A 22545-nucleotide genomic window follows, 5' to 3' on the forward strand; every position below is an offset into this window, starting at 1 on the left:
GGCGGGCAGGTGCTCCCGGGCCGCGCCCCTGCGCCGTCCTAGAGTGGGGCGCATGTGCGGAATCGTGGGCTACGTCGGTGAACAGCAGGCCCAGGACGTGGTCATCGAGGGGCTGCGGCGGCTCGAGTACCGCGGCTACGACTCCGCCGGCATCGCCCTGGTCGACAGGGGAGCGCTGGCCACCGAGAAGCGGGCCGGCAAGCTGGCCAACCTGGAGAAGGCGATCCTCGACGAGCCGCTGCCGCCCTCGACGACCGGCATCGGGCACACCCGCTGGGCGACCCATGGTGCGCCCAACGACGCCAACGCGCACCCGCACCTCGGCCATGCGGGCCGGATCGGCCTCGTGCACAACGGGATCATCGAGAACTTCGCCGACCTGCGGGCGCGCCTGGAGTTCGACGGCCACGACCTGGTCTCCGAGACCGACACCGAGGTCGCGGCCCACCTGCTGGAGCTGCAGGTGGCCTCCGGCGTGGACCTGACGACCGCGATGCAGCGGGTCTGCCAGCAGCTCGAAGGCGCCTTCACGCTGGTCGCCGTCGACGCCGAGGACCCGTCCCAGGTCGTCGCGGCCCGGCGCAACAGCCCGCTGGTGGTCGGTCTCGGTGACGGCGAGAACTTCCTGGGCTCGGACGTCGCCGCGTTCATCGAGCACACCCGCGACGCGCTCGAGCTCGGCCAGGACCAGGTCGTCACCATCACCCGGTCCGGGGTGGAGGTGACCGGCTTCGACGGCTCGCCGGCCGAGGGCACGCCGTACCACGTCGACTGGGACCTGTCGGCCGCCGAGAAGGACGGCCACGACTGGTTCATGCGCAAGGAGATCTTCGAGCAGCCGCGGGCCGTGGCCGACTCGCTCCTCGGGCGGCACTCCCGCGGCGGCCAGCTCCAGCTCGACGAGATGCGGCTGTCCGACCAGGAGCTGCGCGACATCGACAAGATCATCATCATCGCGGCCGGGACGTCGTTCTACGCGGGCATGGTCGCCAAGTACGCCATCGAGCACTGGTGCCGGATCCCCGTCGAGGTCGAGCTGTCCTCGGAGTTCCGCTACCGCGACCCGATCCTCGACTACTCCACGCTGGTCGTCGCGATCAGCCAGTCCGGGGAGACCGCCGACACCCTGCAGGCGATCCGGCACGCGCGGCTGCAGCGCTCGAAGGTGCTCGCCATCTGCAACACCAACGGCTCGACGATCCCGCGCGAGTCGGACGCCGTCATCTACACCCACGCCGGCCCCGAGATCGGCGTCGCCTCCACCAAGGGCTTCCTGACCCAGCTGGTCGCGTGCTACCTGCTGGCGCTCTACCTCGCCCAGGTCAAGGGCACCCGGTACGGCGACGAGATCGACCAGGTGATGCACCAGCTCGAGGCCATCCCGGAGCAGATCGAGTCGGTCCTCGCGCAGGCGCCCGAGATCTACGACCTCGCCCGCTCCCACCTCGGCACCCGCTCGGTCCTCTACCTCGGCCGGCACGCGGGCTACCCGGTCGCGCTCGAGGGCGCGCTGAAGCTCAAGGAGCTCGCCTACCTGCACGCCGAGGGCTTCGCCGCGGGCGAGCTCAAGCACGGGCCGATCGCGCTCATCGAGGAGGGGCTCCCCGTGCTGTGCGTCGTCCCGCCCCGTGGCCGCGACCAGCTGCACGACAAGATGATCAGCGGCATCCAGGAGGTGCGGGCCCGCGGGGCGCGCACGATCTGCCTGGCCGAGGAGGGCGACGAGACGATCACGCCGTACGCCGACCACGTGATCCGGTTGCCGAAGGTCCCGGTGCTGCTCCAGCCGCTGGTCGCCGTCGTACCCCTGCAGTTGTTCGCATGCGAGCTCGCCACCGCGATGGGCCACGACGTCGACCAGCCCCGCAACCTGGCCAAGTCGGTCACGGTCGAGTGAGCGCCTCGTGATCGTCGGGGTCGGCATCGACGTCTGCGACATCTCGCGGTTCGAGGAGTCGCTGACGCGCACCCCCGGACTGCGCGACCGGCTCTTCACCCCCGCGGAGGCGACCCGTCCGCCGGCCTCCCTCGCCGCCCGGTTCGCCGCCAAGGAGGCCCTCGCCAAGGCCCTCGGCGCCCCCGTCGGCATGTCCTGGCACGACGCCGAGATCATCAACGAGTCGTCCGGTCGCCCGCTGCTGGAGATGCGCGGCTCAGTCCGCGAGCGCGCCGAGGAGCTCGGCGTCGTCTCCGTCCACGTCTCGCTCTCCCACGACGCCGGCATCGCCTCGGCCGTGGTGGTGCTGGAGGGCTGAGGCTGGGTCGTGCCCCTGAGCGAGCGTCATGGCGCGCGGTCAGGGACACGACCGCGGTACGCCGAGCGCGCGGAGGTCGGCCGCCACGCGTTCCGGCTCGTCGCGCAGCTCACGGGCCGTGCAGCGGACGATGATCCGGTCCGCCGCTGACAGTGCCCGCTGCCGGGCCAGGTCTGCCTCCCAGTGCTGGACGTCCATGTGGAACGAGCCGTCGACCTCCAGCACCACGGTGCGACCATCCGGGAGGCGCCACTCGCAGTCGGTGAAGCGGGCACGACCGGAAGATTCCTGCCGCTTGGTCTGACGTGCCGGTCCGGCCAGCCCCGCATCCCGACACATCCGCCCGACGTCGACCTCGGCCAGCGACTGGGCGCCGCCGGCGATCTCGCCGAGCACCTGGCGGAACAGGCGCGCCCAGCGGAGCGGCCTCATCCGGTCGACCCACATCAGCAGCGAAGCCGGCGACGCGAGCTCTTGTTGGACGGCGGCGGCCATCAGTCCCTGGGCGGTGCGCCGGGAGCGCTGGTACGCCGCGAAGTGAAGCACCGCCGGCTCGATCCGGCACACGGGCAGGTCGGACGAAGTGTCGCGAAGGGTCGGCAGCGGTCGTCGGGTGCGGACGAACCGGACGCCGGCGACGTTCTCGTCGATGTCGAGACGTTGCGGGATGAGGACCGTGACGTCGTCGCGCGACCAGTTGCGCAGCCCGTGCACCTCGGCTGCGGTGAGGTCTCCGATCAGTGCGGTCGGTCCAGCGTGGAGGACCCCGAGCCACCTCGTCTGGGCACGGGTGAGGGTGCCGGTCGTCGTGGCCACGACGTTGTCGGAGAGCGCGACCCAGCGCTCCGCGGCGATCTGGTTGCGGATCCGGGAGCGGTCGAAGCCGATGGCCCGCAACTGGCGACGGGCGACCAGGCCCTCCTGGCCCGCTGCTAGCGCCCGCCACGTCTCGTCCCGCACGGCACCAGCCTGAACCGAGCCGACGTACCCGCGCGTGGCCTCTCCACAACCCCCGGGTCGTGCCCCTGAACGCGCGCCGGGGCGCGCGCACAGGGACACGACCCGACTGGCTAGGGTCGGTCTGGTGAGGCACGCACACACCGTCTGGCAGGTCCGGGCCGCGGAGGCCGTGCTGCTCGACCGGCTCCCCGAGGGGGCGCTGATGCAGCGGGCGGCGTACGGGCTGGCGCACGCGGTCCTCGACCTGCTGGGGTCGGCGTACGGCCGGCGGGTGCTGCTGCTGGTCGGGTCGGGCGACAACGGCGGCGACGCCCTGTACGCCGGCGCGGTGCTGGCGCGGCGCGGGGTCGCCGTCGACGCCTGGCTGCTGTCCGACCGGGTGCACGACGGTGGGCTGGCCGCACTCCGGGCTGCCGGGGGACGGGTCGTCACCGAGGCCCGCGCGCGTCCCGACGTCGTGGTGGACGGGATCGTCGGCATCGGCGGGCGGCCCGGGCTGCGCCCGGACGCGGAGGCCGCCCTCGAGCAGGTGCGCGGGGTCCCGCTGGTCGCGGTCGACGTCCCCAGCGGCGTGGACGTCGACACGGGCGAGACCCCCGCGAGCCACGTCGTGGCCGATGTGACGGTCACGTTCGGCACCCACAAGGTCGCGCACCTGGTCGACCCGGCGGCGTACGCATGCGGGTCCGTCCACCTCGTCGACCTCGGCCTGGACCTGCCGGCCGCCGACGTCGAGGCGCTGCAGCCCGTCGACGTCGCGCGGCTGCTGCCGCGACCGCCCGCCGACGCGCAGAAGTACGTCCGCGGGGTCGTCGGCGTGCGCGCCGGATCGGCGCAGTACCCGGGCGCCGCCCTGCTCAGCGTCGCCGGCGCGTCGAGCGGCCTGTGCGGCATGGTCCGGTACGTCGGCGAGCCCGCCGTCGCGGACCGGGTGCGGTCCGCGCACCCGGAGGTCGTCGGCGAGGGGCGGGTCCAGGCCTGGGTGGTCGGCTCGGGCGGTGGCTCGTCCGCGGGCGCGGAGCTCGCGGCCGCGCTGGCCGACGGCGTCCCGACCGTCGTGGACGCGGACGCGCTGGCCCACGTGACGGGTCCGCTGCCGGAGACCACCGTGCTCACCCCGCACGCCGGCGAGCTCGCGCGGATGCTCGGGGTCGAGCGGCCCGAGGTCGAGGCCACCCCGCTGGCGCACGCGCGCCGTGCGGCCGCGACATACCGCTGCGTCGTGCTGCTCAAGGGCCGCCACACCCTGGTCGCCACCCCCGACGGCCGGGTCCGGGTCACCGAGACCGGGACCCCGTGGCTGGCGACCGCCGGCGCCGGTGACGTGCTCGGCGGGCTCATCGGCGCGCTGCTCGCCGCCGGGCTGTCGTCGTACGACGCCGCCTCGGTCGGCTCGTGGCTGCACGGCGCGGCGGCCGCCCTCGCCGCGGGCGGCGGTCCGCTCGTCGCGGGTGACGTGGCTCACACGATCCCCGAGGCGGTCCGCGGGCTGCCGAGGCCCTGATGGGAGAATCGAGGGCATGATGCCCGCCGCGCGTGCCGAGATCGTCGTCGATCTCGCCGCAGTCCGGCACAACGTGCGCACCCTCCGCGAGCTGACCGGCGTCGCGATGATGACGGTGGTCAAGGCCGACGGGTACGGCCACGGCATGGTCCCGACGGCCCGCGCCGCGCGCGAGGCCGGGGCCGAGTGGCTGGGCGTCGCCACCCTCGACGAGGCGCTCGAGCTGCGGGCAGCCGGCGACACCGGGCGGATCCTGTGCTGGCTCTACGTCCCCGGCGAGGAGTACGACGCGGGCGTCGCGGCCGGCCTCGACCTGACGGCGTACACGCCCGCCGAGCTCGACGAGATCGAGGAGTCGGTCGGCGACACCGGGCGGACCGCGCGCGTGCAGCTGAAGATCGACACCGGGCTCTCGCGCGGCGGCGCGTCGGCCGCCGACTGGCCCGCCCTCGTGGAGCGGGCGCGCGCGGGCGAGCTGGCCGGGCACTGGAAGGTCACCGGCATCTGGTCCCACTTCTCCTCCAGCGACGAGCCGGACGACCCGGCCAACGACGCCCAGGAGACGGCCTTCCGCGCCGCGCTCGACATCGCCGAGGCGGCCGGGCTGCGGCCCGAGGTGCGCCACCTGGCCAACTCCGCGGCGGCGATCCTGCGTCCGAGCAGCCGCTTCGACCTGGTCCGCTGCGGCATCTCGTCGTACGGCCTGGACCCGGCCCCGGGGGAGAGCCCCGACCTGGGCCTGATCCCGGCGATGACGGCCCGGGCCACCCTGGCGCTGGTCAAGGAGGTGCAGCCGGGCGACGCGGTGTCGTACGGCCGCACCTGGATCGCCGACGCCCGCACGACCCTCGGCCTGGTGCCGGTCGGGTACGGCGACGGCGTACCGCGCCGCGCCGGCAACCATGCCGAGGCGTTCGTCGGCGGTCGGCGGCGGCCCACCCGCGGCCGGATCTGCATGGACCAGCTCGTGGTCGACCTGGGGGGCGAGCACCTGGCGCCGGGCGACGACGTCGAGCTGTTCGGCAGCGGTCGCGACGGCGCTCCGACCGCGCAGGACTGGGCCGAGGCGTGCGACACGATCAGCTACGAGATCGTCACCCGGATCGGCAGCGGCCGGATGCCGCGTCGCTACCTGAACGACCGGACCGACAGCCCGGCCGACAGCGAGGTGGCCCCCGCGTGAGCCTCACCCACCGGGTCCTGGGCACCGCCGCCGGGGCCGCCGGTCTCGCCGCGGCCGGAGCCGCCGTCGGCGTCGCCCGGCGCCGGCGCTCGATCGCCCGCCGCGACTCCGACGGCACCGAGTTCGGCAGCCTGCGCGCTCCGGCGCGGACGCTGGTCGCGGCCGACGGCGTACCCCTGCACCTCGAGGTGGACGAGCCCGAGCAGCGCCGCTCCGACGTCACCGTCGTCTTCTGCCACGGCTACGCGCTCAACCTGGACTGCTGGCACTTCCAGCGCCAGGCCTGCCGGCGGGCCGGGATCCGCGCGGTCTTCTACGACCAGCGCTCGCACGGCCGGTCCGGCCGCTCGTCGCTCGAGAACGCCACGATCGAGCAGCTCGCCGTGGACCTGGCCCAGCTGCTCGACGAGGCCGTTCCCGACGGCCCCGTGGTCCTGGTCGGCCACTCGATGGGCGGGATGACGGTCGTCGCGCTCGCCGAAGAACACCCGGAGCTGTTCGGCGACCGGGTGGTCGGCGTCGGGCTGATCGGGACCACCGCGGGCGGGCTCGACCCGAGCCGGCTGCTGCTCCCGGTGCTGCCCGCGAAGCTCGGCGGCGGGATCGCCCACGGTGCGGTCCGCACGCTCGCCCGCAGCCACCGCACGGTCGACGGGCTGCGCCGGCTGGGCCGGACCGTCGCGACGGTGGCGACCGACGTGTTCGCGTTCGGCGGGCCGGTGCCGCCGGCGTACGTCGACTTCGTCGACGACATGCTCTCCGCGACGCCGTTCGAGGTGGTGGCGGAGTTCTTCCCGAGCTTCCGCGGCCTCGACAAGTTCGACGCCGTCGAGGTGCTCGGCAAGGTCCCGACCACGGTCGTGTGCGGGACCGCGGACCGGCTGACGTCGATCGGGCACAGCCGCAAGCTGCACTCGCGGATCTCCGGCTCGCGGCTGCTCGAGGTCGAAGGATCGGGTCACATGGTGATGATCGAGTCCCACGACGAGGTCGATGCCGCCCTCGCCGAGCTGTACGACGCTGCGGGGTCGCGATGAGCGCGCCCCCGACCGCGCCCACGGTGCACCGCGTCGGCCCCGAGGCCGCGGCCGAGGTGCTCGCCGTCGTCCGCGAGGCGTTCGCCGCCCGCCCGCCGCTCGACCCGCCCGCCGACGCGCTGGCGGAGACCGAGGCGAGCATCGCCGCGCTGCTCGGCAGGCACGGCGGCCTGGTCGCCCGCCTGGGGGAGCAGACGGTCGGGGCGCTGGTCCTCGACCCCATCGGCGGCACCATGTACCTGCGCCGGTTCGGCGTGCTGCCCAGCGCCCAGGGGCACGGGGTGGCCGGCCGGCTGATCGACGCGGCCGTCTACGCCTCCGCCGGGTACGACGACCTCACCGTCGTCGCGCGCGAGGAGCTGCCGCGCACCGTGCGCTTCTGGCAGCGCCAGGGCTTCCGGGAGGTACGCCGGCACTCGCCGAACGTCGAGCTGCGCCGACCGCTGCGCACCTTCGTCTTCGACGCTCCGGACGCCGAGGCCATGCGCGAGATCGGCGAGGCGCTCGCCGCCCGGCTCGAGGCCGGCGACCTGCTGGTCCTCAGCGGCGAGCTGGGTGCCGGCAAGACCACCTTCACCCAGGGCATCGGCGCCGGCCTGCAGGTGCGCGGCGCCGTCACCTCGCCGACGTTCGTGATCGCCCGGGTGCACCCGTCGCTCGTCGACGGTCCCGCGCTGGTGCACGTCGACGCCTACCGGCTCGGCGGCATCGACGAGCTCGACGACCTCGACCTCGACACCTCCCTCGAGGACGCGGTCACGGTCGTCGAGTGGGGCGAGGGCGTGGCCGAGGGGCTCGCCGAGTCGCGGCTGGAGATCCGGATCATCCGGGCGCTCGCCGACGACGACCCCGAGACCGAGGCGGACTCGGAGCTGGACCCGCGCCGGGTGCTGATGACGCCGGTGGGTCCGCGCTGGTACGAGCTCGACGTACCGTCCAGCCACCGGCCTCCATTGGCCGAGAAGCTCAACGAGAACCTGCTGCTCGACTTCCGCCGCTGCGCGGAGGGCGAGCTGGAGCACCTCGACCCCGAGATCCCGCTGGTGCTGTCGCTGACCGTGGCCGAGCACCGTGACAGCTCGGGGGTGCGGACCCTGCTCGTGCGCAACCACTGGAGCCGCGAGTGGGAGCTGTCCGGCAAGGACGTCGACGACGAGCTCGGGGAGACGCCGCGGGAGGCCGCCGTACGCGCCTATCGGTCGGAGACCGGCGGTGAGCCGCCGGAGCTGGAGTTCGTCGGCGTCGCCACGGTCCAGCTGGGCCACGAGCGCCGCATCGAGTACGCCGCCATCTTCCACGGGACGGTCGACGACCCGCCGGCCGCGCCGCCGAGCGGGGACGTCAAGCAGCAGGTGTGGTGGGACCTGGAGTCCGACCTCGACGGGCTCTCGCCGATCGACGCCCACCTGGCGCGGCTCGCCCACGGGCTTTCGTAGGCTCGACCCGTGCTCCTCGCCTTCGACACCGCCACGCCGCTCGTGACCGTCGCCCTGCACGACGGGTCCGACGTGGTGGTCGAGCTGACCTCCGAGCGACCGATGAAGCACGGCGAGCAGCTGGCGCCGCTGATCTCGCAGGCCCTCGAGCAGGCCGGGATCGTCCGTCAGGACCTGACCGCGGTCGCCGTCGGCGTCGGCCCCGGTCCGTTCACGGGCCTGCGGGTCGGGCTGGTCACGGCGCGCACGCTGGCCTTCGTCCTGGAGATCCCGGTGTACGGCGTCTGCTCGCTCGACGTCCTCGCGGCCGAGGCCGCGGCGGGGCTGGGCACTGACTTCGTGGTCGCCACGGATGCGCGTCGCAAGGAGGTCTACCTCGCGTCGTACGACGCCTCGGGCGCGCGGGCCGACGGCCCGGTCGTCGAGAAGCCGGCCGCCGTCGCGACCGACCTCCCGGTGGTGGGGGAGGGCGGGACGCTCTACCCCGACGCCTTCCCGCACGCGACGGGGCCGGCGCGGCCGAGCGCCGGCTGGCTGGCGCGGGCGGTCGCCGAGGAGCTCGCCGAGATCGTGGACCCCGAGCCGCTCTACCTGCGCCGTCCCGACGCCGAGACGCCGCGTCCGCCCAAGAAGGTCTCGTGACCGTCCGGCGCGCGACCCTCGCCGACATCGAGGACATCGCCGCGCTGGAGCAGGAGAACCTCGGGGTCGACGCCTGGTCGCCCGAGCTCGTCGCCCAGGGCATCGCCGGTGACCTGCCGACGGTCTTCTACCTGGTCGCCGAGACCGGCGAGGCCGTCGTCGGGTACGCCGTCGTGAGCGCCGTCGCCGACATCGCCGAGCTCCAGCGCATCGCCGTCACCCCCGCGCACCGGCGCGGCGGCCTCGCCTCCGCGCTCCTCGACGAGGGCTGCCGGCTGGCCCGGGAGAGCGGCGCCGACCGGCTGCTGCTGGAGGTCCGCGACAACAACGCCGGCGCCCTGAGGTTCTACGCAGCCCGCGACTTCGTCGAGATCGACCGCCGGCCGCGCTACTACCGCGACGGCACCACCGCGATCGTGCTGCGCCGGGCGCTGGTCAGCGGCTGCGGCTGACGCGCTGGCTGCTGCAGGCTCATCACGGTATGCAGACCAGTTCGCGCTCCCCACGGCGTACCCACCGTGGAGAGTGCCGGCCGGTCTGCATACCGTGATGAAGCTGGGGCTGCTGCGCCGACACCGCCGGCCGGGGGTCACGCCGGGCGTCTTCGCCCGATCGGGCACGATGGCGGGGTGAGTGACGAGCCCCTGGTCCTCGGTATCGAGACCTCCTGCGACGAGACGGGCGTCGGCATCGTCCGCGGCCACACCCTGTTGGCGGACGCGGTGGCGAGCAGCGTCGAGGAGCACGCCCGCTTCGGGGGAGTCGTGCCCGAGGTCGCGAGCCGCGCCCACCTGGAGGCGATGGTCCCCACGATCGAGCGGGCCTGCGAGACGGCCGGGATCCAGCTCCGCGACGTCGACGCGATCGCCGTGACGAGCGGCCCCGGGCTGGCTGGCGCGCTGCTGGTCGGCGTGGCGGCCGCCAAGGCGCTCGCGCTGGGGCTGGGGAAGCCGATCTACGGCGTCAACCACCTGGCCTCCCACGTCGCGGTCGACCAGCTCGAGCACGGCGCTCTCCCGGAGCCGTGCCTGGCCATGCTGGTCAGCGGCGGCCACTCCAGCCTGCTGCGCGTCGAGGACGTCACCAGCGGCGTCCAGCCGCTCGGCGCCACCATCGACGACGCCGCCGGCGAGGCCTTCGACAAGGTCGCCCGGCTGCTCGGGCTGCCGTTCCCCGGCGGCCCGCACATCGACCGCGTCGCGCGCGAGGGCGACAGCGTGTACGTCGACTTCCCCCGCGGTCTGACCTCGCGGCGCGACCTGGAACGGCACCGGTTCGACTTCTCCTTCTCCGGTCTGAAGACGGCCGTCGCGCGCTGGGTCGAGGCCCGGGAGCGCTCCGGCGAGCCGGTGCCGGTCGCCGACGTCGCGGCGTCGTTCCAGGAGGCGGTCTGCGACGTCCTGGTCCGCAAGGCGCTGGACGCGGCCTCGTCCGAGGGGATCGAGGACCTGCTGATCGGCGGCGGCGTGGCCGCCAACTCGCGCCTGCGCGGTCTCGCCGAGGAGCGCGCGTCGAAGCTCGGCATCCGCGTGCGGGTGCCCCGCCCGGGCCTGTGCACCGACAACGGGGCGATGGTCGCCGCTCTCGGCTCCGAGATGGTCGCGCGGGGGCGTACGCCGTCCGCCCTCGACCTGCCCGCGGACTCCAGCCTCCCGGTCACCGAGGTCCTGGCCTAGGACCCCCGGACGTCGTACGACCCGGGTCCCCAGGGACCCGGGTCGTATGACGTTGCGCGCGGTCGGACCGCGGGCTCAGACCTGGATCGACTCCCGCTCCGGCTGGTCGTCGTCCTTCGGGGCCTTCTCGTCGGCGTGGCCGGGCCACCAGGCGGCGTGCCCGATGAGCGCGGTGAGCGCCGGGGTGAAGAACATCGACATCACGAACGCCGCGATCAGGATGCCGAAGGAGAGTGCGAAGCCCATCGACATCATCAGGCTGTTGCCGCTCAGCATCAGCGAGGCGAACGTGCCGGCGAGGATGACGCCGGCGGCGGCGATCGTCGGGCCCGCGTGCTTGACCGCCTCGGCGGCCGCACCTCGCGGCTCCTTGCCCTCGCGGGCCTCCTCGCGCAGTCGCGCGATCATCAGGATGTTGTAGTCGGTGCCGAGCGCTGTCACGAACAGGTAGATGTAGATCGGCAGCATGAAGATCAGCCCGCTCTCGCCTCCGATGTGCTGGAAGACGATCACGGTCGCGCCGAGGGTCGCGGCGAAGCCGAGGCCGACCGCGGCCATGAGGTACCACGGCGCGACCAGGCTGCGCAGCAGCAGCATCAGGATGATCAGGATCAGGCCGCCCGCGACCGGGAACACGACCTTGTAGTCGCGGACCATCGCCTCCTGCAGGTCGGCGAAGATGCCCGGCGTGCCGCTGACGAACGCCTCGGCACCCTCCGGCGCGGCCGCGTGCGCGGCATCGCGAATCGGACCCTTGACGTCCTCGAGCGCCTGGTCGGAGGTGGGGCTGGTGTCGAGCTCCATCATGAACAGCGCGGTCGAGCCGTCCGCCGAGGGCTGGGCCGGGTAGACCTGGCTCACGCCCCGGGCCTCGGACAGGGCGGCGCCGAACGACTCGAGGTCTGCCTGCTCGAGCGTGCCGTCCTCGGAGGAGACGACCACCGGGACGAGCTCGCTCGCGCCGGCCGCGAAGTGCTTGTTCGAGATCTCCGTGGCCTCGGTCGACTCGACGTCGTCGGGCAGGCTCGAGTTGAAGTCGAACGACGGGCTGAAGCCGAGCGCGAAGACGGCCAGACCGGCCATCAGCAGACCGGAGGCAGCGGCGAACGCGCCGGGCCGGCGCCCCATCGAGTCGCCGATCTTCGCGAAGCGGGCGCCCGTGGGCTCCTGGCGCCACTTCTTCGACGGCCAGAAGAGCGCCCGGCCGAGCACGGTCACGATGGCGGGCACCAGGGTCAGCGCGGCCAGCAGGGTGACGGCGACCGCGATCGCGAGGGCCGGGCCGATGGCCTGGAAGATGCCGAGCGAGCTGAGCAGGAGTGCGAGGAAGGCCACGATCACGGCGCCGCCGGCCGACGCGATCGCCTCGCCCGCGCGCTCCAGGGCGTGGACGACGGCCGCCTTGGTGTCGGCCCCCTGGCGCAGTCGCTCGCGGTAGCGGAACAGGAAGAACAGGATGTAGTCGGTGCCGATGCCGTAGAGGACGACGACCAGGATCGTCTCGATCGAGGAGTCGGCCTTCAGGTCGAAGGCCTCGTTGGCCCAGCCGATCAGCCCGGTCGCGACCATCGACACCAGGGTCACCACGACCACGGGCATCAGGCAGATGATCACGCTGCGGAAGATGATGGCCAGCAGGCCGACGATCAGCACGATGGTCGCGATGCCGACGATGGCGAGCGCCCGCTCCCCGGACTCCTGGGAGTCCAGGCCCTGCGGGACCGAGCCGGTGCTCAGCGCCGTCAGGTCCGTGCCCTCGGTGAGGTCGGCGAGGTCGTCGCGCATCGCCTTGGCGTCGTCCATGGCCTGGGTGTCGAAGCCGGTCGACCCGTCGGCGAGCGCGATGAAGGCGTTCTGGACGAGGCCGTCCTCGGAGATGGTGGGCTGGCCGTCGGGTCCGACGGTGACCACCTGCTGGACGAAGGTCTCGTCGCCGAGCTTCGGCCCGAGCTCCTCGGAGATCCGCGTGATCTCGGCCTGGTCGGCCTCGGTCAGCTGGCCGCCGTCCTCGCGCTGGAAGACGATCTGGGCCGCCGAGGTGGTGTTCGCCTCGGGGAACTTGTCCTCGAGCAGCTGCACCGCCTGGACCGACTCGTAGTGGTCGGGCAGGAACTCCGACTCCTCCTGCGTGGTCTCCAGCGCGGGCGCGAGCGCGACCACGAAGACCGCGAGCACCACCCAGGCTGCGATGACGAACCAGGGACGACGAGACGTGAAGCGACCTAGAGCACCGAACATAGGGGGCACGCTATCGATCAGCGCCGGTGCCTCGCACCTGACTTAGGTAGGGGTGTTGGACAAACCTGGGGCTCATTTCGGTAAACGCCGTCTCTCCGTCCACCCTCACCCGGGCAGTGCGCACGCCGGCGCTGGGTGCTCGGGCCTACGGTGTGCTCATGCAGCAGGTGAGAGCAGTCGTCGCGAAGGCCAAGGGCGCACCCGTCGAGGTGGTCACGATCAACGTTCCCGACCCGGGTCCGGGGGAGGCGGTGGTCCAGGTGCAGGCGTGCGGGGTCTGCCACACCGACCTGCACTACCGCGAGGGTGGGATCAACGACGAGTTCCCGTTCCTGCTCGGCCACGAGGCCGCGGGCGTGGTCGAGGCGGTCGGTCCGGACGTGACCGCGGTGGCGCCGGGGGACTTCGTGATCCTGAACTGGCGTGCGGTGTGCGGTGAGTGCCGGGCCTGCAAGCGCGGGGAGCTGCAGTACTGCTTCGCGACCCACAACGCGACGCAGAAGATGACCCTCGAGGACGGCACCGAGCTGTCGCCGGCGCTGGGCATCGGGGCGTTCGCCGAGAAGACCCTGGTCGCGGCCGGCCAGTGCACCAAGGTCGACCCGTCGGCCAGGCCGGCGGCGGTCGGCCTCCTGGGCTGCGGCGTGATGGCCGGCATCGGTGCGGCGATCAACACCGGTGCGGTGACCCGCGGGAAGTCCGTGGCGGTCATCGGCTGCGGCGGCGTGGGCGTGGCGGCCATCGCCGGGTCCGCGCTGGCCGGCGCCAGTCCGGTCATCGCCGTCGACATCGATGCCAAGAAGCTGGCGAAGGCCAAGGAGATGGGCGCGACGCACACCGTCGACTCCAGCCAGGTCGACGCGGTGGAGGAGATCAAGCGGATCTGTGCCGAGACGTACGACGGGGCCGACGGCGCCGACGTCGTCGTGGAGGCCGTGGGGCGTCCGGAGACGTGGAAGCAGGCGTTCTACGCCCGTGACCTGGCCGGCACGGTGGTCCTGGTCGGCGTCCCGACCCCCGACATGACGGTGCCCGAGCTGCCGCTGATCGACGTGTTCGGTCGTGGCGGGGCGTTGAAGTCGAGCTGGTACGGCGACTGCCTCCCGGATCGTGACTTCCCGATGCTGGTCGACCTCTACCAGCAGGGGCGCCTGGACCTCGACGCGTTCGTGTCCGAGGAGATCGGCATCGACGACATCGAGGCGGCGTTCGACAAGATGCACCACGGCGACGTCCTGCGAAGCGTGGTCATCCTGTGACCGCCCGGGTCGACCACGCGGTGGTCAGCGGCACCTTCTCCCTCGACGGCGAGACCCACGAGGTCGACAACAACATCTGGGTCGTGGGCGATGACGCCGAGTGTGTGGTCATCGACGCCCCCCACGACGTGGACGCGATCATGGCCGTCGTCGGCGACCGCACCGTGCGCGCGATCCTGCTGACGCACGCCCACGACGACCACTCGCGGATGGCGCCGGCCCTGCGTGAGCGGGTCGTCGCGCCGATCATGCTGCACCCCGACGACCGGCCGCTGTGGGAGCTCACCCACCCTCAGGGCGAGCGCGGCCACCTGTGGGACGTCGACCTGGGCGACGGCTTCGAGATCATGGTCGGCGGCACCCTGCTCCGGGCGCTGCACACCCCGGGTCACGCTCCGGGGGCGGTCTGCTTCCACGCCCCGTCGCTCGGCTGCGTGTTCACCGGAGACACCCTGTTCCAGGGCGGACCCGGCGCCACCGGCCGCAGCTTCAGCGACCGGCCGACCATCGAGGCCTCGATCCGCGCGAAGCTCTTCGCGCTGCCCGACGAGACGGTGGTGCACACAGGCCACGGCGACGACACCACCATCGGGGCGGAACGGGCCGCGCTCGGCGACTGAGTCGTCCCGCCGATCTCGGGACCTCCGGCCCGGGGACCTGCTGTCGTTCGGCTCCTGTCTGAGCACCCCTCCCTAGAACAGGCTGGGACCCAGAGCGAAGGCCACCAGCGCCTCGCCGGATCCCAGGAGGGACCTCATGCGCGCCGCATTCGACAAGCTGATCTCGTGGACGGGGGTGCTCGTCGCGGTCGTCCTGCTGATCGCCGGCGGCCTCCTCACCTGGGCCAACGTGTTCATCGGGGACCAGGTCGAGCAGCAGTTCTCCGCGCAGGACATCGTGATGCCCGAGGGCGAGGCGCTCGCCTCCCTCCCGGACGAGTCGCGCGAGGCCCTCGAGGAGTACGCCGGCAGCCCGCTCGACAGCGGCCCGGAGGCCAAGGCGTACGCCGACCACTACATCTGGGAGCACATGCAGTCCCAGGGCGCGGCGCTGAACGACGGCGAGCCGGTCACCTACGAGGAGGCCAGCGGGAAGGGCCGCGAGCTGACCGCGGCCGTGGCGGAGAACCCGGACGCCACCCAGGCGGAGATCGACGAGGCCCAGGCCTGGATGGACCTGCGCGAGTCGCTCTTCATGGGCAACACGCTGCGCGGCCTGCTCCTCTACGGCTACGCGTTCGCCACGGTGGGCACCATCGCGGGGATCGCGGCGATCGCCGCCTTCGCCGGCGCGGCGGTGCTGCTGGTCCTCGGCGCGGTCGGCCTGGTCCACGCCCGCCGCATCGCCGCCGCGGAGGCGCCGACGACGGCCTGACCCCCGCTCCGTACACGGCCCTGCTGGGCTCGGTCAGAACGGCCGGACCAGCAGGGCCGTTCCCTGTCCGGCGACCCGGGTCAGCACGATCGTCGCCTCGTCGTCGCCGTGCAGGTCGAGCCGTTTGCGCAGCTGCTCGGGGACGACGTCGACGCCGCGCTTCTTGATCGTCAGCCGGCCGATCCCGCGCTCGCGGAGCGCGGCGCGCAGCTGCTTCTCGCGGTACGGCAGCTCCGCCAGCACCTCGTACCCGCGCGCGAACGGGGTCGCGAAGGCCTGGTCGGAGGAGACGTACGCGATGTGCTCGTCCACCAGTCCGCCGCCGACCCCGGCCGCCACGGCGGTCACCAGCCCGGCGCGGATCACCGCTCCGTCGGGCTCGTAGAGGCAGCGGCCCACCGGGACCACGCCGACCTCCCCGAGCCCCGGGTCGTCCTCGTCGGTCAGGGTCGCCAGGCCGCCGTCGCCGATGACCGTGGCCCGACGGGCCGTGGTGGCGAGGCTGCCCGACCACAGCGCGGCCTCCTTCACCTCGCCGTGGTCGCTGACCCACTCGGCCTCGACCTCCGCGGGCACCAGGGCGTGCGGGATGCCCGGTGCGACCTTCACGCACGAGTCGCGGCGCAGCAGCTGCTCGACGAACGGCCACGGCGGCGTCCAGTCGTCGACGTCGAAGGAGCGGCCCCGGCCGGTACGGCGGGCCGGGTCGGCGAACGCCACGTCGAACGGCGACGGGTCGATGGTGGTCGCGTCGGCGACCATGACGGCTCCGGGCAGGCCGAGGGCGTCGAGGTTGGCGCGGGCGACCTCCACGCGCACCGGGTCGAGGTCGACGCCGGCGCAGGTGATGCCGACCCGGGCGGCGGCCATCAGGTCGCCCCCGATCCCGCAGCCGAGGTCCACCAGCGTCGTCGTACGGAACGCCTCGAGCCGGGCGGCCCGGTGGGCGGCGACCGGGAGCCGGGTCGCCTGCTCGAGGCCGTCGGGGGTGAAGTACAGCAGCGGTGCGAGGTCGCCGAACTTCGCCACGGCCCGCACCCGGAGCGTGGCCTGGGTCAACGCCGCCGCGACGTGCTCGGCGCTCGCCTCGCGCCGCAGCGCGGTCTGCGCGCGCAGGGGGTCGTCGCCGACCACCTCGCCGGCGCGGGCGAGCAGGCGCTGTCCGTCGTCGGTCAGCAGCCAGCGGAAGGCGTCGAGGTCCACCCCGGGATCCTGTCAGGTCGACCGAGGGGCGGGGTTCCCTGGCACTCCTTCGATGCGAGTGCTAGTTTCTGGTTGGCACTCTCCCCGTGAGTGTGCCAGCGCTTGCGAGCTCGGCACGATCCCCGCGACGGCGTACCGGAACCGCAGGCACCAGACGTGCACCACCCGCCATCGAAGTTCGAAAGTGGAGGTCGACATCGTGTCGGTCAACATCAAGCCCCTCGAGGACCGGATCGTCGTCAAGCCGCTCGAGGCCGAGCAGACCACGGCCTCCGGCCTGGTCATCCCCGACACCGCCAAGGAGAAGCCCCAGGAGGGCGAGGTCCTGGCGATCGGTCCCGGTCGCGTCGACGACAACGGCAACCGCGTCCCGCTCGACGTCGCCGTGGGTGACAAGGTCATCTACAGCAAGTACGGCGGCACCGAGGTGAAGTACTCCGGCGACGATTACCTCATCCTGTCGGCCCGCGACGTGCTGGCCGTCGTCTCCTGAACCATCTCACCGGGTCGTCCGTCTGAGGTGCCGCTCCGCGCGCGCTTCCGGCGGGCGACCCGTCTCATCTGAGGAGCACTCATGCCCAAGATCCTGGAGTTCGACGAGAACGCCCGACGCGCCCTCGAGCGCGGCGTGGACAAGCTCGCCAACGCCGTCAAGGTGACGCTCGGCCCCAAGGGCCGCTACGTCGTCCTCGACAAGAAGTGGGGCGCCCCGACCATCACGAACGACGGAGTGACCGTCGCGCGTGAGGTCGAGCTGGACGACCCCTTCGAGAACCTCGGTGCGCAGCTGACCAAGGAGGTTGCCACCAAGACCAACGACATCGCCGGTGACGGCACCACCACGGCCACCGTGCTCGCCCAGGCGATGGTCCACGAGGGTCTGCGCGCGGTCGCCGCCGGTGCCAACCCGATGGGCCTCAAGCGGGGCATGGACGCCGCGGCCGTCGCCGTCGGCGACGCCCTGCGTGCGGCGGCCCGCGAGGTCGACTCCAAGGAGGACATGGCCTCGGTCGCCACGATCTCCAGCCGCGACAGCCACATCGGCGAGCTGCTCGCCGAGGCCTTCGACAAGGTCGGCAAGGACGGCGTGATCACCGTCGAGGAGTCCAACACCATGGGCACCGAGCTGGAGTTCACCGAGGGGATGCAGTTCGACAAGGGCTACATCTCGGCGTACTTCGTGACCGACCAGGAGCGCATGGAGGCCGTCCTCGACGACCCCTACATCCTCCTGCACCAGGGCAAGATCTCCTCGATCCAGGAGCTGCTGCCGCTGCTGGAGAAGGTCATCCAGGCCGGCAAGCCGCTGTTCATCCTCGCCGAGGACGTCGACGGCGAGGCGCTCTCGACCCTGGTCGTGAACAAGATCCGCGGCACCTTCAACGCCGTCGCGGTGAAGAGCCCCGCCTTCGGCGACCGCCGCAAGGCGATGATGCAGGACATCGCCACCCTCACCGGTGGCCAGGTCATCGCCCCCGAGGTCGGCCTCAAGCTCGACCAGGTCGGCCTGGACGTCCTCGGTACGGCGCGCCGCGTCGTGATCACCAAGGACAACACGACCATCGTCGACGGCGCGGGCGACTCCGCCGAGGTCGAGGGCCGGGTCAACCAGATCAAGGCCGAGATCGAGAGCACGGACTCCGACTGGGACCGCGAGAAGCTCCAGGAGCGTCTCGCGAAGCTCGCCGGCGGCGTGTGCGTGATCAAGGTCGGCGCCGCCACCGAGGTGGAGCTGAAGGAGAAGAAGCACCGCATCGAGGACGCCGTCTCCGCGACGCGCGCCGCGATCGAGGAGGGCATCGTCCCCGGGGGTGGCTCCGCGATCATCCACGCGGTCTCCGTCCTCGACGGCGACCTCGGCCTCACCGGCGACGAGGCGACCGGCGTCCGCGTGGTCCGCAAGGCGGCCGACGAGCCGCTGCGCTGGATCGCCGAGAACGGCGGCGAGAACGGCTACGTCGTCACCACCAAGGTCCGCGAGCTCGGCGTCGGCAACGGCTTCAACGCCGCGACCGGCGAGTACGGCGACCTGGTCGCCCAGGGCGTCCTGGACCCGGTCAAGGTGACCCGCTCCGCGCTGGTCAACGCGACGTCGATCGCCGCCATGCTCCTCACGACCGAGACCCTGGTCGTCGAGAAGCCGGAGGACGAGGACGAGGCCCCGGCCGCTGCCGGCCACGGCCACGGCCACGGGCACTGAGTGACCTGACTCCACCGCACCACCCGCACCACGCCGAGCCGGCGTGAGTTCACCGCCGAGCCGGCGCGAACTCGCGCCGGCTCGGCGATTTCGGGTCAGTCGAGGAGGCGGCCCAGGTGCTGGGTGGCGCCCCGGCCCCGGTTCTCCGGGGTGTGCCACATCAGCTCGCGCGGCTGGCCCGTCGGGCCGCCCAGGCCGTACGACGAGACGTCCTCGCTGAGCCGCAGGAAGCGCCCGCCGGCGAGGTCGTAGGCGTAGGTGCCGCCGTGCTCGCCGCCGTAGACGGTCAGGTTGACCACCTCGCTCCCGGCGGGCAGCCAGCCCTCCGCGCCGCTGTCCTGGATCGTGACGACCTGCTCGCCGTCGGTGCTCAGGATCTGGACCCGGTCGTCGCGGACGCCGTCGGCGTACGTTCCGCAGTACTGGCTGAGCACGATCCGGTCCCCGGACGCCCCGAGGCCCAGCAGGTTGCAACGCTCTCCGGTGCGGGGGTCGAAGGCCGTCTCCTCGCCGGTGGCCAGGTCGCGCACGTGCACCATGCCGGCGTCGCCGTTGCTCGAGTCGGTCCAGACCATCGCGTCGTCGGTGAACGCGACGTCGCCGACGACCAGCCCTTCGTCCCGGACGTCGTCGGCGTCCGTGAGCGAGACCGACCAGAGCCGGAAGGTGTCGCCCTCGGCGTCGGCGTCCTCGGCCTCGCCGTCGGTGCCGACCGGCCAGCCGCCCTCGGGGATCGCGCCCTGGGTGTCGGGGGTGGTGACGTAGAGCCGGCCGTCGGGCCCGACGTCACCCGCGGGGAGCTCGACGCCGGGCAGGTCGGGCCAGCTCATCGTGCGCCAGGTCCGGGCGTCGCGGTCGAAGACATACGCGAGCTGAGCGACATGGAGGCCGTCTTCCGAGGTGGGTGCCCCCATCCCCGCCAGAACCAGACGATCGGTGCTCAGCTCGACCGGCCAGGTCTGGGTCTGGTCGATGTCGAGGCGGGGCAGCCAGTCCTTGTCGCCGGTGGCCGGGTCCAGCAGCGCGAAACGCGGGTAGCGCTGGTCGGCGCGCGGCCCGTCGCGGAAGAGCACCAGCCCGTCGTCGGTGACCCCGTCGAGGTACTGGCCGTTGTCGGCCTCCAGGTCCTCGTTGGTGTACGACGTCAGCTCCTCGTAGTCGCGGCCCTCGACGGCCGGCTCGGCGTCGCTGAGCCGGATCGTCGGCGCGTCCGGACGCGGCGGGCTCGCCGCGAGACGGTCGTCGTCGACATTCGAGCCCGCACTGGTCAGGGCGAGGGTGGCGGCGCCCGTCACGACCGCTGCGGTCGCCAGGGCCGTGGCGCCGACCAGTCCGCGGCGCCGGCGTACCCGCCGACGACCGGTGGCGACCACCGACGCGACGTCGACGTCACCGGGAGGCGCGTCGTCCGCACTGCTCCGCATCAGCTCTGCGAGATCGTTTCCCATCACTGCCCCCTCATCACGTTGACCACGAGCTCGTCGCGCGACGCGCTCTCGAACACCGACCGCAGCGACGCCAGCGCGCGCGAGGTCTGGCTCTTGACCGTCCCCTCGCTGCACCCGAGCGCGGCCGCGGTCTCGCGGACGTCGAGCTCCTCGAAGAACCGCAGGACGACGCAGGCCCGCTGACGCGGCGGGAGGCCGGCCAGGGCTGCCATCAGTGCGGCCCGGTCGGTCACCGCGGCCGCCACGTCCTCCGTGGTCGGCTGGGCCAGGTCGGGATCGGCCGGGAACTCCCGGCTCGAGCGCCGCCGTGCCTCGTCGATGACCACGCTGGCGACCGCGCGCCGGGCGTACGCCAGCTCGCCGCCCTGCTTCTGCAGCTTCGGCCAGCGCACGTAGACCCGGACCAGCGCCTCCTGCACGTGGTCACGGGCCCGGTCCCAGTCGCCGCACATCAGGTACGCCGTCCGGCGGAGCCGGGTCCGCGCGGCCACGGCGAACTCGGTGAAGGCCTGCTCGGCGTCCGGGTTCACCCGTGTCCCTCTCGTCGTTCCATGCCCTCCCAACGAGGTCAGGAGCGGATCGGTTGCACGCGACCTCGGGCGATCAGCCGCAGTCCGGTTCGACCGGGCCGCGCTCGACGCCGCGCAGCAGGTAGATCCGGCGGCCGTCGCAGCCGGTGCCGTGGGCGGCGTACCGCTCCTCGACCAGGGTGCGAAGCCGTGCTCCGGCGGGCTCGTTCCAGGTCTCGAACCGGACCCACTCGACCAGCCAGGTCGGGGCGTCCGGGCCGGTGACGAGGGCGCCGAGCTCGGCCAGGTCCGGGTCGAGGGTCCGCATCGGCAGGCTCCACAGGTGCTCGTACGGCGACCCCATCCCGCTGGCCAGCTGGAGGTCGGCCCGGCCGCCGAAGACGACCAGGCTGTCGCCCGGCTCGGCCACCCGCTCGATGGCTACCCCGGTGTCGTACTCGTGGAACTCCTGCAGCCCGGCGGCGTTGATGACGACCCAGCCGACCAGGCAGGTGACCGACGAGAGCGCGGCGCCGACGATCACCCCGCGCATCGTGCGACCGCGCCGGTTGGAGCGGCGGGCCAGCAGCGCCGCGGCGAGCGCGGTCGCCGGGAGCAGGGGGAAGAGGTAGTCGCGCCAGAAGCTGCCGCCGATCACCAGGGCGGCGGTGTCGAAGGCCAGCATCGCCGCGGTCGCGGCCGTCACCGCCTTGCCGTCCGCCCACTCCTCGCGGATGTGCAGCACGAAGCCGCCGAGCACCAGCAGCATCCCCGCGACCAGTCCGGCGGTGAGCAGGATGCCGGCGCGCAGCGTCGGCGCGTGCGTGCTGCCCACGGTCAGCGCGGCGGCGGCGTCGGAGCGGAAGCCGCCGACGGCGTACCAGAGCACGTCGAGCTCCACCCCGGCCGAGCGCGCCCAGAGCACCGTCGCGACGAGGGGTACGGCGGCGCCCGCCAGGCCCGCGACCGCGAGCCGGAGGAAGACCCGCCAGTCGATCTCGCGGACCGCCCACGACACCAGCAGCAGGGCGCCCGCGAAGACGAGGCCACCGAGCAGGTTCTGCTTCACGTGCGGGGCGATCCCTGCCGAGAGCCCGGCGAGGACGGCGATCGGGACGGATCGTCGGCGCAGGGCGATCAGCGCGAGGGCGCAGCCCGCCATCACGAACGGCAGTCCGAGCAGCTCGCCCTTGACGGCGACGGCGTCGATGACGGTGTTGGTGGTCAGGGCGGCGACGCAGACCGCCGTCCAGCGGGCCGAGCGCCGGCCCGCCACCAGCCGGGCCGTCCAGGCGGCGGTCACGACGAGGGCCGCGCACGCCAGGGCGCCGACGACCCGGATGAACAGCGGACCGCCGATCTCGTCGGAGATCTTGAAGATCGCGATCAGCAGCGGGGGCCGGTCGACGAAGAACGCGCCGTACACGCTGTCGGGCATCGGGTCCCAGGAGCGGGCGACGAGCAGGAAGCCCGCCTCGTCGGCCCGGATCGGCCGGGTCAGGCCGGGCAGCCGGAGCAGGAACGCCGCCAGGGCGGCGATGGCGACGGTGTGCCGCGAGTCGACCCATCCCGCGATCCGCCGGCCGGCGTCGACGAAGGGGGAGCCGCTGCGCATGGCGGA

General features: G+C 73.0%; 20 protein-coding genes. 14 read left to right on the forward strand and 6 right to left on the reverse strand.

The features are described 5' to 3' along the window. The first annotated feature begins 52 nt into the window (after positions 1-52). Positions 53-1897, forward strand: coding sequence for a glutamine--fructose-6-phosphate transaminase (isomerizing) (glmS, locus tag VMF51_RS00995; RefSeq protein ID WP_325472512.1), 1845 nt, complete (start codon positions 53-55; stop codon positions 1895-1897). 7 nt (positions 1898-1904) lie between these two features. Beyond that, positions 1905-2255 carry a holo-ACP synthase gene (locus tag VMF51_RS01000; protein WP_325472513.1) on the forward strand — a complete coding sequence of 117 codons (351 nt, stop codon included), beginning with the start codon at positions 1905-1907 and terminating at the stop codon, positions 2253-2255. Between the two features lie 39 nt (positions 2256-2294). On the opposite strand, the gene VMF51_RS01005 is transcribed toward VMF51_RS01000, so the two are convergent. Then, positions 2295-3215 carry a hypothetical protein gene (locus VMF51_RS01005; RefSeq protein WP_325472514.1) on the reverse strand — a complete coding sequence of 307 codons (921 nt, stop codon included), beginning with the start codon at positions 3213-3215 and terminating at the stop codon, positions 2295-2297. A gap of 124 nt (positions 3216-3339) precedes the next feature. On the opposite strand from VMF51_RS01005, the gene VMF51_RS01010 reads away from it, so the two are divergent. From VMF51_RS01010 to tsaD, 7 genes are all read left to right on the forward strand, one after another. After that, the gene (locus tag VMF51_RS01010; protein ID WP_325472515.1) at positions 3340-4719 is read left to right on the forward strand and encodes an NAD(P)H-hydrate dehydratase; all 1380 of its coding nucleotides are present in this window, start codon (positions 3340-3342) and stop codon (positions 4717-4719) included. 16 nt (positions 4720-4735) lie between these two features. Beyond that, complete coding sequence (gene alr, locus VMF51_RS01015) at positions 4736-5902, forward strand: alanine racemase (RefSeq protein ID WP_325472516.1); 1167 nt, start codon at positions 4736-4738, stop codon at positions 5900-5902. Then, entirely contained in the window at positions 5899-6939 is a 1041-nt protein-coding gene (locus VMF51_RS01020; protein ID WP_325472517.1) for an alpha/beta hydrolase, read from the forward strand. The genes alr and VMF51_RS01020 overlap by 4 nt, the downstream gene beginning before the upstream one ends. Further along, positions 6936-8375: a tRNA (adenosine(37)-N6)-threonylcarbamoyltransferase complex ATPase subunit type 1 TsaE gene (gene tsaE, locus VMF51_RS01025; protein WP_325472518.1), complete on the forward strand. Its 1440-nt coding sequence runs from the start codon at positions 6936-6938 to the stop codon at positions 8373-8375. Before VMF51_RS01020 ends, tsaE begins: the two co-directional genes overlap by 4 nt. A 9-nt stretch (positions 8376-8384) precedes the next feature. Continuing rightward, positions 8385-9017 (forward strand): tRNA (adenosine(37)-N6)-threonylcarbamoyltransferase complex dimerization subunit type 1 TsaB, encoded by a 633-nt coding sequence (tsaB, locus tag VMF51_RS01030; RefSeq protein WP_325472519.1) that lies wholly within the window; start codon positions 8385-8387, stop codon positions 9015-9017. Then, positions 9014-9469 carry a ribosomal protein S18-alanine N-acetyltransferase gene (rimI, locus tag VMF51_RS01035; protein WP_325472520.1) on the forward strand — a complete coding sequence of 152 codons (456 nt, stop codon included), beginning with the start codon at positions 9014-9016 and terminating at the stop codon, positions 9467-9469. The genes tsaB and rimI overlap by 4 nt, the downstream gene beginning before the upstream one ends. A gap of 177 nt (positions 9470-9646) precedes the next feature. Then, on the forward strand, positions 9647-10693 hold the full coding sequence (tsaD, locus tag VMF51_RS01040) for a tRNA (adenosine(37)-N6)-threonylcarbamoyltransferase complex transferase subunit TsaD (protein WP_325472521.1): 1047 nt from the start codon (positions 9647-9649) through the stop codon (positions 10691-10693). Positions 10694-10768: 75 nt separating this feature from the next. On the opposite strand, the gene VMF51_RS01045 is transcribed toward tsaD, so the two are convergent. Next, complete coding sequence (locus VMF51_RS01045; protein ID WP_325472522.1) at positions 10769-12931, reverse strand: MMPL family transporter; 2163 nt, start codon at positions 12929-12931, stop codon at positions 10769-10771. A gap of 158 nt (positions 12932-13089) precedes the next feature. Between VMF51_RS01045 and VMF51_RS01050 the strand changes: the two genes are divergently transcribed. The 3 genes from VMF51_RS01050 to VMF51_RS01060 all read left to right on the forward strand — a co-directional run bounded on the left by VMF51_RS01050 (position 13090) and on the right by VMF51_RS01060 (position 15564). Next, complete coding sequence (locus tag VMF51_RS01050) at positions 13090-14190, forward strand: S-(hydroxymethyl)mycothiol dehydrogenase (RefSeq protein ID WP_325472523.1); 1101 nt, start codon at positions 13090-13092, stop codon at positions 14188-14190. Then, on the forward strand, positions 14187-14810 hold the full coding sequence (locus VMF51_RS01055; RefSeq protein ID WP_325472524.1) for an MBL fold metallo-hydrolase: 624 nt from the start codon (positions 14187-14189) through the stop codon (positions 14808-14810). Before VMF51_RS01050 ends, VMF51_RS01055 begins: the two co-directional genes overlap by 4 nt. A gap of 136 nt (positions 14811-14946) precedes the next feature. Continuing rightward, positions 14947-15564 carry a hypothetical protein gene (locus VMF51_RS01060; RefSeq protein ID WP_325472525.1) on the forward strand — a complete coding sequence of 206 codons (618 nt, stop codon included), beginning with the start codon at positions 14947-14949 and terminating at the stop codon, positions 15562-15564. A gap of 33 nt (positions 15565-15597) precedes the next feature. Here VMF51_RS01060 and VMF51_RS01065 read toward each other — a convergent pair whose 3' ends face one another. Beyond that, the gene (locus VMF51_RS01065) at positions 15598-16767 is read right to left on the reverse strand and encodes a class I SAM-dependent methyltransferase (RefSeq protein WP_325472526.1); all 1170 of its coding nucleotides are present in this window, start codon (positions 16765-16767) and stop codon (positions 15598-15600) included. Between the two features lie 199 nt (positions 16768-16966). On the opposite strand from VMF51_RS01065, the gene groES reads away from it, so the two are divergent. Both groES and groL read left to right on the forward strand, forming a co-directional pair. Next, positions 16967-17260 carry a co-chaperone GroES gene (gene groES, locus VMF51_RS01070; protein ID WP_325472539.1) on the forward strand — a complete coding sequence of 98 codons (294 nt, stop codon included), beginning with the start codon at positions 16967-16969 and terminating at the stop codon, positions 17258-17260. Positions 17261-17341: 81 nt separating this feature from the next. Next, a complete protein-coding gene (gene groL / locus VMF51_RS01075) occupies positions 17342-18967 on the forward strand; it encodes a chaperonin GroEL (protein WP_325472527.1) in 1626 nt (541 codons plus the stop codon). A 95-nt stretch (positions 18968-19062) separates the two neighbouring features. On the opposite strand, the gene VMF51_RS01080 is transcribed toward groL, so the two are convergent. The 3 genes from VMF51_RS01080 to VMF51_RS01090 form a co-directional block, all read right to left on the reverse strand. Further along, positions 19063-20415 (reverse strand): hypothetical protein, encoded by a 1353-nt coding sequence (locus tag VMF51_RS01080; protein ID WP_325472528.1) that lies wholly within the window; start codon positions 20413-20415, stop codon positions 19063-19065. Beyond that, complete coding sequence (locus VMF51_RS01085) at positions 20415-20945, reverse strand: SigE family RNA polymerase sigma factor (protein WP_325472529.1); 531 nt, start codon at positions 20943-20945, stop codon at positions 20415-20417. Before VMF51_RS01085 ends, VMF51_RS01080 begins: the two co-directional genes overlap by 1 nt. Before the next feature lie 73 nt (positions 20946-21018). Further along, a complete protein-coding gene (locus VMF51_RS01090; RefSeq protein WP_325472530.1) occupies positions 21019-22539 on the reverse strand; it encodes a hypothetical protein in 1521 nt (506 codons plus the stop codon). Positions 22540-22545: the final 6 nt, after the last annotated feature.

This window comes from Nocardioides sp., from assembly GCF_035503875.1.
Lineage (GTDB): Bacteria > Actinomycetota > Actinomycetes > Propionibacteriales > Nocardioidaceae > Nocardioides.